Annotated in this window: 8 protein-coding genes; 3 read left to right on the top strand and 5 right to left on the bottom strand. The window is 73.2% G+C overall.

Annotated features, from left to right (window positions below):
• The 5 genes from ABT154_RS23700 to ABT154_RS23680 all read right to left on the bottom strand — a co-directional run bounded on the left by ABT154_RS23700 (window position 1) and on the right by ABT154_RS23680 (window position 7,599).
• Window positions 1–1,110 (bottom strand): ABC transporter permease, encoded by a 1,110-nt coding sequence (locus ABT154_RS23700; protein WP_351858797.1) that lies wholly within the window; start codon window positions 1,108–1,110, stop codon window positions 1–3.
• Window positions 1,111–1,114: 4 nt separating this feature from the next.
• Window positions 1,115–2,704: an ABC transporter substrate-binding protein gene (locus ABT154_RS23695; RefSeq protein ID WP_351858796.1), complete on the bottom strand. Its 1,590-nt coding sequence runs from the start codon at window positions 2,702–2,704 to the stop codon at window positions 1,115–1,117.
• Between the two features lie 134 nt (window positions 2,705–2,838).
• On the bottom strand, window positions 2,839–4,200 hold the full coding sequence (locus ABT154_RS23690) for a serine hydrolase domain-containing protein (RefSeq protein ID WP_351858795.1): 1,362 nt from the start codon (window positions 4,198–4,200) through the stop codon (window positions 2,839–2,841).
• Window positions 4,201–4,426: 226 nt separating this feature from the next.
• Window positions 4,427–6,868, bottom strand: coding sequence for an ABC transporter permease (locus ABT154_RS23685; protein WP_351858794.1), 2,442 nt, complete (start codon window positions 6,866–6,868; stop codon window positions 4,427–4,429).
• Window positions 6,865–7,599, bottom strand: coding sequence for an ABC transporter ATP-binding protein (locus ABT154_RS23680; protein WP_351858793.1), 735 nt, complete (start codon window positions 7,597–7,599; stop codon window positions 6,865–6,867). The genes ABT154_RS23685 and ABT154_RS23680 overlap by 4 nt, the downstream gene beginning before the upstream one ends.
• Before the next feature lie 172 nt (window positions 7,600–7,771).
• Between ABT154_RS23680 and ABT154_RS23675 the strand changes: the two genes are divergently transcribed.
• The 3 genes from ABT154_RS23675 (at window position 7,772) to ABT154_RS23665 (ending at window position 9,981) form a co-directional block, all read left to right on the top strand.
• Complete coding sequence (locus ABT154_RS23675; protein WP_351858792.1) at window positions 7,772–9,004, top strand: sensor histidine kinase; 1,233 nt, start codon at window positions 7,772–7,774, stop codon at window positions 9,002–9,004.
• A complete protein-coding gene (locus tag ABT154_RS23670) occupies window positions 8,992–9,627 on the top strand; it encodes a LuxR C-terminal-related transcriptional regulator (RefSeq protein ID WP_351858791.1) in 636 nt (211 codons plus the stop codon). The genes ABT154_RS23675 and ABT154_RS23670 overlap by 13 nt, the downstream gene beginning before the upstream one ends.
• A gap of 186 nt (window positions 9,628–9,813) precedes the next feature.
• The gene (locus ABT154_RS23665) at window positions 9,814–9,981 is read left to right on the top strand and encodes a hypothetical protein (RefSeq protein WP_351858790.1); all 168 of its coding nucleotides are present in this window, start codon (window positions 9,814–9,816) and stop codon (window positions 9,979–9,981) included.
• The last annotated feature ends 259 nt before the right edge of the window (window positions 9,982–10,240 follow it).

Below are 10,240 nucleotides of genomic sequence, written 5' to 3'. Positions count from 1 at the left end.
TCAGCTCCCTCGGACGGTGGATCGGGGGTCCGCGACGGCCACGGCCACGTCGACGGCGAAGGTGATCAGCAGCGCGGCCGCCCCGTAGACCAGGACCACGGCCTGAACCATCGGATAGTCCTTCTCGGTGATCGCCTGGACGATCGTGGCGCCGAGGCCGGGCCACGCGAAGACGTTCTCGACCAGGACCGTGCCGGTCAGCAGCGCCATCAGCGTCAGACCGCCGACGGTCAGGGAGGAGGCCAGCAGATTGGGCAGGGCGTGGCGCAGATAGCGCAGCCGGGCGGGCAGCCGCTTGGCGTACGCGGTGCGCATGTACTCCTCGCCCAGGACCCGCAGCGTCTCCACCCGGACGATCCGGGCGAGCGCGGCGGCGGGGACGACGGACAGCGCGACGACGGGCAGCACGTAGGAGTCGGGACCGCCGCGGGAGGCCACGGGAAAGAGGGGGAAGGCGACCGCGAAGCAGGCCACCAGCGCGACGGCGAGCAGGAACTCGGGCACCGCGGCGAGGGCGCCGGTCACCGAGCCGAAGGCCAGCTCACCTCGGCGACGGCGCCCGTCACGGGTGAGGACGGCGGCCCACATGCCGCCGGGGACGGCGGTCAGGACCACCACGAGGAAGGCCGGCAGGGCGAGTGACAGCGTGGCCGGCAGGCGGGCGGCGATGACGTCGGAGACCGGGAGCCCGGCACCGATCGACTTGCCGAGCCGGCCCTGGAACAGCTCGGCGAGGTAGTGCGCGAACTGCTGCGGCACCGGCCGGTCCAGGCCGAGCGCCTGTCTGCGGGCCTCGACCAGCGCCGGGTCGGCGGTGGGGCCAAGCGCCGTGCGGACGGGGTCGCCCGGGAGCAGGTGGATCATGGCGAAGGAGGCGGTGACCAGGGCCGCGAGCGAGACGACGAGCCGTCCCGTACGGCGCAGGGCGAAGACGGTCCACGGTCCCGGCGCGGTGCGGCGGGGCCGGGCCGGCGGCGCGTCGACCGGGTTCGTCTCCGCGCCGCTCCGGGCCGTGGTGGCGGTGGCCCGGGGCGTCCCGGCCGTGGCTCCGGCCGGTGCGGCGGCGGGCCGGGTGTCCGCGGGATCGTGGGGCACAGGGGGCTTCCTCATGTCGTCACCCCTTGCGCAGGCTGTCGGGGACGATGCCGCCGCCGTCGACCTCGAAGCGGATGCCCCTGCCGAAGGTCCGGACCGTGCTGTCGGCGAACGGGGTGACGTCGGTGCGCCGGATCAGCGCGGCGTCGGCCCGGTTCCACAGCGGACAGCCGGCCCGGCCGGGGCGGGCGGCGGCCTCGGCGGCCAGCCGTCGGTAGTCCGGGTTGTCCACGGAGCCGAGGTTGCTGCCGGCCGGCGGGGGAGGGCCGTCGAAGAAGCGGGTCAGCTGGTCGGGCAGCGGCACGCTGATCGGGCTCCAGGCCACGTCCCAGTCACCGCGCGAGAGCGCGGCGAGCAGGCCGGAGCCGTCGATCGGCTCGGCGGTGGCCTTCACCCCGAAGGCGTTCCACTCCTTGACGGTCAGCTCGACCGCCGCCGTGACCTGTGGCCCGGCGATGACGGGGTGGACCAGGGTGACGGAGAGCGGCCGGCCGTCCTTCTCCCAGACGCCGCCGTTCTTCCTCCAGCCGGCACCGGTCAGTTCGGCCGCGGCCTTCGCCGGGTCGTGCGGCGGCACGTTCCCGGTCACGGTGTCGCCGGTGCAGGGGGTCGGCGGGGTCTCCCCGAGATTGGTGGCGGGCGTTCCGGTGCCACCGGTGGCGACGGAGCCGATCCGCTCCAGGTCGAGGGCGCCGACCAGGGCCCGCCGAACGGCCTGCGCGGCGGTGGGCCGGGCCGCGGACTCGTGGAAGAGCAGTTGGCCGGTGGGTGTCCGGGTGCCCTTCCACGAAACGCCCGCCGCGATGAGCCGTTCCGCGTCCGGCCCGTTGACCTGCCCCGCGTCGATCTGCCCGCCGAGCAGCAGGTTGGCGGTCGTCGACTCGTCCGCCACGACCTTGAACACCAGTTTCTCGGGACCGGCCGCGTCCGCCGGTGCCGAGCCCGTCCCGGCCGGATCCGTCCGGCGCATGTACGTGTAGTGGTCGCCGGGGACGGCTTCCGTGAGCCGGTAGGCGCCCGTGGCGGCGGTGGCCCGCGAGAGCCGGGACGGATCGGTGAGGGCCTTCCGGCACACCAGGGGCAGCATGCGGGCCATCTCCATGAGGAATGGGGCCGAGCCCGAGGTGGTGACGGTGACCGTCCGCGTCGACTCGTCCGCCGTGGCCCTCGCCCCCGCGTTCGCGGGCACGGCGAGACCGAGCAGCGGAGACCGGTTCGCGGGGTCGGCGACGTGGTTGTATCCGGCGGCGACGTCGGCTGCCGTGAGCGGACTGCCGTCCTCACAGGTCAGCCCGGGCCGCAGGACGAAGCGTGCGCGGCCGTCGCGGACCGACCAGCTCTCGGCCGCCCCCGCGGTCGTCGACCCGTCGGCGGCGAGGCGCACCAGGGTCGCGTAGGCGAACCGGTTCATCATCAGCGCCGTGCTGTCGACGGTGCCGAGGGGACTGAGGCTGCCCGGGTCGGTGCGGATGGCGAGGGTGACCGTCCGCGCCCCGTCGGCGGACGCCCCGCCGCCGCAGGAGGTGGACATCAGCGCTGTCGCCGTGACCACGGCGAGCGCGCTGGCCACCCGCTCGCGCCGTCCAGCGGCCCTCCTCGGTGAGGTCATGGTGTGTCTCCTTACTGATGACGGACCTGGAGCCCGTCGGCCGGGCGGGGCGGGACGGTGTGCTGGGGCCGGCGCGGCGGCCGGCCCGGGCGGCCACCGGCGGAAGGGCCGGTGGCCGGGTGCGGTGCGGTCGTTCAGGCGCGGGGGATGGCACGGGTCCCGTGCAGGTACTCGGCCCGGTCGCCGTCCCCGAGGAAGGTGACGGTCGGGAACTCGCCGTTCTCCTGCGCCGTGCCGATGAGCGTGTGCGCGTCGAGCGGGACCATCGTCAGGTCGCTCAGCGGGTCGGTGCCGTGCAGCTCCGCGCTGGGGCCGAGCGGCCACAGGACGAGCCGGAGACCGTCCTCGGTCTCGGTCACCTCTGCCCTCTGGGTGACCGACTCGTACCGTCCGGCGAAGTACCGGGGGTCGACCGCGGGAAGTGCGGTGGGCGGCGTGGGCATCGGGGGGACGGTGACCCCGGCGAGTTCGGCGAGGAGTTCCGTGACCAGCCCGTGCAGGCCGAAGAACTCACCGCCGTTGATGAGGATCACCACCGCCACGTCCTTGCCCGGGACGGCACGGAGCAGGGCGGTCTGGCCCATGGTGCCGCCGTCGTGGCCGATGACCGGACCCCCCTCCCAGTCGAAGATCTCCCAGCCGAGGCTCCAGTGGTCGCCCAGCCGGCCCGCGCCCGGGACCACGACCTCGGGGCGTCGCATCGCGGCGACGGACTCCTCGCTCAACAGCCGGGTGCCGTCGGGGGCCAGGCCGTCGGCGAGGTGGAGCCGGGCGAAGCGCAGCTGGTCGCGGGCGGTCAGCGTCAGGGTGGCGCCGGCCGGGGCGTTGGAGCGCGGCATCTCCCAGAACGGCGCCTTCACCGGCTCGCCGTCGGGTCCGGAGACGTGGCCCATCGCCACCCGGTGCCGGATCGCCCGGCCCGGCGAGGTGACGGCGTGGGTCATCCCGAGGGGCGCGGCGATCCGCTCGTGCAGGGCCGCCTCCCACGTCAGGCCCGTGAGCACCTCGATGATCCGTCCGAGGACGACGTAGCCGCTGTTGCAGTACGAGAACATCTCGCCGGACGGGAAGAGCTGCCGGGCGGGGGTGGGCAGCGCCGCCACGAAACGCTCGACGGCGTCGTCGCCGGGGCCGTGGTCGGAGAAGATGTCACCCTCGAACCCTCCTGTGTGACAAAGGAGCTGACGCACCGTCACAGTTTTTGAGGTGTGTGCGTCGGCGACCCGGAAGCCGGGCAGGTGGTCGGCGACCGGGGAGTCCAGCGTGAGCAGTCCCTCGTCGACCAGCTGCATGATCAGGGTGGCCGTCCACACCTTGGTGATCGATCCGGTCTGGAAGACCGAGTCGGTGGTCACCGGGTAGCCGAAGTCCCGGTCGAGCACGCCGTAGGCGGCCTCGGTGACCTCGTCGCCGTGCAGGACGGCGATGCTCGCGCCCGGAATGCCGTGCCGCACGGCCACCTCGGCGAGCCGTTCGCGCAGATCCTCGGAATTCATGGAAGTGCCTCCGAAACAGAGAGCCGCTCGTGGTCGAGGGGCGGGGAAGTGGAAGGGCGGGGGGCGGGATCCGCCGTCGGATCCCGCCGTGCCGTGGGAACCGTCCGGGGTGATGGGTGAACGGTAGGAAGCGGGCACCCGGCCTGTGATCGTCGTGGAGCACGAAGGAACGGATCCCCTGTGGTGCCCCCGTCCGAAGACGGGCGCGTCAGGGGCGCGCGGCCTCCTACTCGATCCGGGGCGAGCCGCGACGACGTACCAGCCGCCGTGCCGGCAGCATGACCGCCGACATGCCCGCCAGGCAGACCACGCCGAGGATCGCGGCGCAGACGGCGGGGGAGACGGACAGGGCGGTCAGCCCGGTCACCGCGAGGGCGAAGGTCAGCAAGGTCAGGGCCGCCACCAGCGTGCCGACGATCGTGCCCGTCCCGAGGACGAGCAGCGTCTCCAGGCGCAGCATGGACAGGATCTGGCGGCGCGTCGCGCCGATCAGGCGGAGCAGGGACAGCTCGCGCCGGCGGGACGCGGTGGCGACGGCCAGCGTGGTCACCACGCCGATCAGGGTGAACAGGGCGATGGCCGCGACCGCCATCAGCCCCGGAAGCCCCTGACTCCGTGCCTGCTCGGTCAGCGCCGCGCCGTACGCGGACGCGGATGTGGCGTGTACCCCGGGGAGCCGCTCGGTCACCGGCCGGAGGTCGGCGTCCCCCTTCACCAGCAGGTAGTCGTCGTGACCGGCGTCGGTGACGTGTTCGGCGACCAGGTCGTGCGGCAGCAGGACGTCGCCGAAGCCCATCCCGCGGTCGTAGACGGCGACCACCCGGGGGTGGGTCAGCGTGCCGTCGCCGAGCCACAGGGTCATGGTCTCGCCGAGGTCGTCGGCGTCGCCGACGTTCGAGCTGACCGCGACGGTGTCGTCTCCGCGCAGATCTGCCAGCGAACCCGAGGTGACGCCCGGATCCAGGTTCGACAGGGCGCCCTTGAGGCCCTGCGCGGGCAGCGACTGGAGCTGGTCGCCGACCGATTTCACGACGGTGGTGCGCTTGACGGCCGTCACCGCCTCCGCCCCCGGCATCCTCCGCACCTCCTCGTACGCCGCGCTCGGCACGCCCGGACCGTCCGCGACGAGCACGTGGTCCGCGAGCAGTCCGGCGGCCGACTGGGTGCGGGTGGCGTTGACGGCCGTGTTCTGGACGAAGAGCTGGCCGGCCCCGAAGGAGAGCGCCAGCGCGATCGGCGTGATCACCGACGCCAGCCGGACGGCGGCGACGGAGGCCGTCTCCGCGGCGAGCCGGCCCGGGACCGGGAAGAGCAGCCGCAGCGGAGGGCTCAGGACCCGGATGCCGGCCCGCGCGATCCAGGGCCCCAGCAGCGCGGCGGCCCAGATCAGGGTGAGCGCCAGTCCGCCCATGGCCGCCCTGGCGATCTGCCCGCCGAAGGCGAGCGCCGTGGAGGCCGCGCCCAGCCCGACGGCCAGGAAGACGAGCCCGGTGACCATCCGCCAGCGCGGCAGCCGCGCCGGCTCCGTCGCCGCCTCGCCCAGGGCCTCGACCGGCCGGACGCGGGAGACGCGCCGGGCCGCGAGCCAGGCCGAGCCGACCGCGGTGAGCACGGTCAGCAGCACGGTGCCGGCGACGGGCAGCGGACCCAGCACGAGCGACAACTCCCGCGGGAGCACACCGTGATCGGCCATGAAGCGGTGCAGGACCGCTCCGAGCCCGAGCGACCCCAGGCCGCCGAGGAACGCGGCGGGCACGGCGGCCTTGAGGGTGCCGCGGACGATCAGCCGCCGCACCTGCCGGGGGGTGGCGCCGATGGCGCGCATCACCGCGAGCTCGCGGGTCCGGTCCCGTACGGAGATGTCCAGCAGCCCGGTCAGGATCAGCAGCACGACCAGCAGGGCGATGCCGCCGATCGACGCGCTCACCCCGATCAGGTCGAGCCGCGCCGCCGCCACCCCCGGGTTCTCAACGTCTCCGCGCGAGGCACCGGTCGCGACCAGCAGACCGGGGGCCGCCGCCGCGAGCGCCTCGGAGGACGTGCCGTCCTCGCCGAGGACCACCAGCGCGTCGGCCCGGCCGGGATGGCCGGCGAGCGTCCGCGCCGTCCGGTCGCCGAACCACACGACCGCACGGCCAGCGCTGTCCGCCCCCGAACCGCCCGAGACCAGCCCGCTGACCCGGTACGACTCTGGTGCACGGCCGCCCGCCTGCAGCCGGACGGTGTCCCCGACCTCCGCGCCGCTCCCGGCGGCCATCGCCACCTCGTGCGGTGCCAGCGGGGCACGACCCGACCGCAGTTCGACCGGGCCGAGCGCGGTCGACTCCCATCCGCGACCGGTGAGCACGGTGCCGTCCGCGGTGACCACGGGCACGGACACGTCCGCGACGACCCGGACGACCCCCGGCACCTCCGCCAGCCGTTCGGCCGGGGCGATCGACACCCGGGCCCGTTCGAGCAGGGGTCTGACCTCCGTGCGCTGGGACTCGCCGGAGTCCACGATCTTCTCGACCCGCTGGCTCGCGGCGACGACGGCCACGGCAGGGGCGTAGCGGTCGACCGCCCCGTGCGCCCGCAGCGCCGATTCCAGGAGGACGCCGAACGCGCCCGTCAGCGCGGCGGCGAAGAGCAGCGCCGCCGCCACGCCAGCGGCGATCCCGCGCCTCACAGCGAGTCCCAGCGGGCCAGGACGGCCTCCGCGGACGGCGCGGTCAGTTCGTCGACGATCCGGCCCCCTCCGAGGAAGACGACGCTGTCGGCCCACGAGGCCGCCACCGGATCGTGGGTGACGAGGACGACGGTCCGCCCCATCTCGTCGACCGCCTCGCGCAACAGCTTCAGGACGTGCCCGGCCGACCTCGGGTCGAGCGCGGCCGTCGGCTCGTCGGCGAAGACGATTTCGGGGCGCGTCACCAGCGCCCGGGCGACCGCGACGCGCTGCTGCTGGCCACCCGACAGCCGCGCCGGGAGGTGCTTGAGGAGGCCCGCCATGCCCACCCGGTGGACGATCTCCGTCAGCCACTGCCGGTCGGCCTTCTTGCCGCCGAGTGACAGGGGGAGGGTGATGTTCCGTTCGACGTCCATCGACGGCATCAGGTTGTAGCCCTGGAAGACGAAGCCGATCCGCTCGCGGCGCAGCCGGGTCAGCTCGGCCTCGCGCAGCCCGCCCATGTCCACGTCGCCCAGCCGCACCGACCCGTTCGTCGGCCGGTCGAGACCGGACGCGCAGTGCAGGAACGTGCTCTTGCCCGAGCCGGACGGGCCCATGATCGCGGTGAAGCTGCCGGTGCGGAACCCCCAGCTCACCTGCTCCAGCGCGGTCACGTCGCCGTAGGACTTGGAGACCTGGTCCAGAGACACGGCGTACGGTGTGTCCCCGTTCGTCGTCGTCCGTCGCATGATGTGGCCCTTCGATGCTTTTGGTCGGTCATGATCAGGCTTCGAAACTAGGCTCGGGACAGGGGCGGCCGGCAGCGGTCGGCCCCCCGCTCCGGGGGTGTAGCAGGCTCCACCACGAAGGTGGAGCGGGCACTTATGACAAGGAATCAACCGTGACGTACCGTCGTGACCCATGGACTTGAAGGCACGCGCACGTCACAGCCTGCGTTCCACGCGGTATGTCCTCGGCGGCCTCACGACCGCCCTGCCCGCCCTGGCCGGCTACGTGCTGCTGCCGCTGGTCGCCGTCGCGCTCATCGTCGCGCCGGTCCTGCCCTGGGCGATCCGCCCCCTGCGGTCCCTCGCCGACGCCGAGCGCCGCCGCACGGAACGACGCCTCGGCCGGGCGGTACGACGCCCGTACCCGACGCTCCAGGGCAGTGCCCGCCGGCAGACCCTCCAGCTGCTGCGATCCTCCGGGACCGGCAAGGACGTGGCGTGGATGCTGCTCCACGGCATGGTCGGCCTGATCCTGCCCGTCCTCGTCCTCGGCGCCCTCTTCAGCCTCCTGCTGACCCTCTCGATCCCGATGTGGTGGTGGACCCTCCCCAGCGGCACCCTCACCCTCCTGGCCGCCCCCCTCACGACCTGGCTGCAGGCGATCGTCCTGTCCGCCGTCTGCGTCTGGATCTTCGTCCTCCTCTTCCTCTGGCTCGCCCCCGCCGCCGCCCTGTTGGAGACCCGCGTCGCGGAGATGCTGCTGGGGAACTGGACCGGCTCCGGACGCCGGATCGAGGAGCTGACCGCCTCCCGGGCCGGGGCGCTCCAGGCGCACGAGGCGGAACTCCGCAGGATCGAGAGGGACTTGCACGACGGCACCCAGGCGCAACTCGTCGCGGTCGCCATGCGGCTCGGCCTGGCCGACCGCCGGTTCGAGAAGGACCCCGAGAGCGCCAGGAAGCTCATGCTCGACGCCAGGACGACGGTGGACGAGGCACTCGTCCAGCTGCGCACGGTGATCCGCGGCATCCACCCGCCGATCCTCTCCGACCGCGGACTGAACGGCGCGATCCGCTCGCTCGCCACGGGACGGACGATCCCGATCGCCCTCGACCTGCCCGAGCCCGTCCGCCGTCCGCCGGCCGCCGTCGAGGCCGCCGCCTACTTCGTGGTCGCCGAGGCCCTCACCAACATCGCCCGGCACAGCGAAGCGGCTCAGGCCCGGGTGTCCCTCCGGTACGAACGGACCGGCCTGCGCGTCCTCGTCCAGGACGACGGGCGTGGCGGCGCCGTGCCGGGCGCCGGCGCGGGAAGCGGACTCGACGGCGTACGCCAGCGCGTCGCCGCCCTGGACGGTGCGACGAGGATCGACAGCCCTGTCGGTTCCGGAACAACGATTGAGGTGGTACTGCCGTGCGGATCGTGATCGCGGAGGACAACGTCCTTCTCCGCGAGGGCCTGATTCTGTTGCTGGAGGACGTCGGCCACGAGATCGTCGCCGTCGTGGGGAGCGGGCCCGAGGTGGTGCCCACCCTGCTGGAACACCGGCCCGACGCGGCCGTCCTCGACGTCCGGCTGCCCCCCGGATTCCGTGACGAGGGCCTGAGAGCGGCCATCGAGGCCCGCAGGCTGATGCCCGGCCTGCCCATCCTCGTCCTGTCCCAGTACGTCGAGGAGAGCTACGCCGCCGAGCTGCTGGGCCAGGGCGCCTCCGGCGTCGGCTATCTGCTCAAGGACCGGGTCTCCCGCATCGAGGAGTTCCAGCAGGCCCTGGAGCGGGTCGCCGCCGGAGGCACCGCGCTCGACCCCGACGTGGTCTCCCAGCTCATGACCCGTCGCGACCCCCTGGACGAGCTGTCCCCGCGTGAACGCGAGGTCCTCAGCCTCATGGCCCAGGGCCTCGACAACCCGACGATCGCGACCACCCTGTTCATCACCGAGCGCTCGGTGAGCAAGCACATCGGCAACATCCTCGCCAAGCTGAACCTGCCCCCCAGCGACAGCGGCCACCGCCGGGTCCTCGCCGTCCTCGCCTACCTGAAGGCATGACCTCGCGCGCACGGACCGTGACGGCGGTCGCCGTCCCCACCCCGCAGGTGTAGCGGGCTACACCTGCGGGGTGGGAGCAGGACCCGATGTGCCGACAGGGGGTCGGCGGCGAGAGTGGACGACGTAAACGACCCGCTCTCGCCGTCCCTCGGGGGGACGTCGGGGACACACTCAGGAGGAACCCCCATGAGGCCCGCACTCTGGCTGCTGCTCGCCATCTCCACCGCCGCCGCGGTCTACGTCAGCACCTTCGCCGACTACATCGGCACCACCCGGGTCCTGGCCTCGGTGGGGTCGGGCGTCGTCTTCGTCGGCTCGGCCCTCGGTCTGTGGCTGACCAGCAGCAAGGAGTGATCCGGGCGGGCGGGTAACGAGTGAAGAGGCTGTCCGGCAGGATCCGGACGGCCTCTTCCGCATGGTTCGCTCGGCGTCCTGAAGGCGCGATGGAGACCCGCTACACTCCCGCCACCCGGCGAAAGACCAGGTCGGACAGTGAAGTCCTGCTGGAGTACTAGACGCAACGCCGTTCAGTTAGGCGTAGAGGCTGTTCGTCAAGGCCGGTGAACGAGGCAGCGGAGCTGCTGTAGAAGAGGTTTGTCCTCCAAGACATCCT

This window comes from Streptomyces sp. NPDC001728, from assembly GCF_040297565.1.
GTDB lineage: Bacteria > Actinomycetota > Actinomycetes > Streptomycetales > Streptomycetaceae > Streptomyces.
The sequence above is the reverse complement of the archived record's forward strand: the minus strand, read 5'-3'. Positions and strand labels throughout refer to the sequence as shown.

Bases quoted from the DNA above. Each gene is read 5' to 3' on its own strand.
- ABT154_RS23700 (WP_351858797.1), bottom strand. From the start codon at position 1,110: ATGAGGAAGCCCCCTGTGCCCCACGATCCCGCGGACACCCGGCCCGCC.
- ABT154_RS23695 (WP_351858796.1), bottom strand. From the start codon at position 2,704: ATGACCTCACCGAGGAGGGCCGCTGGACGGCGCGAGCGGGTGGCCAGC.
- ABT154_RS23690 (WP_351858795.1), bottom strand. From the start codon at position 4,200: ATGAATTCCGAGGATCTGCGCGAACGGCTCGCCGAGGTGGCCGTGCGG.
- ABT154_RS23680 (WP_351858793.1), bottom strand. From the start codon at position 7,599: ATGCGACGGACGACGACGAACGGGGACACACCGTACGCCGTGTCTCTG.
- ABT154_RS23675 (WP_351858792.1), top strand. From the start codon at position 7,772: ATGGACTTGAAGGCACGCGCACGTCACAGCCTGCGTTCCACGCGGTAT.
- ABT154_RS23665 (WP_351858790.1), top strand. From the start codon at position 9,814: ATGAGGCCCGCACTCTGGCTGCTGCTCGCCATCTCCACCGCCGCCGCG.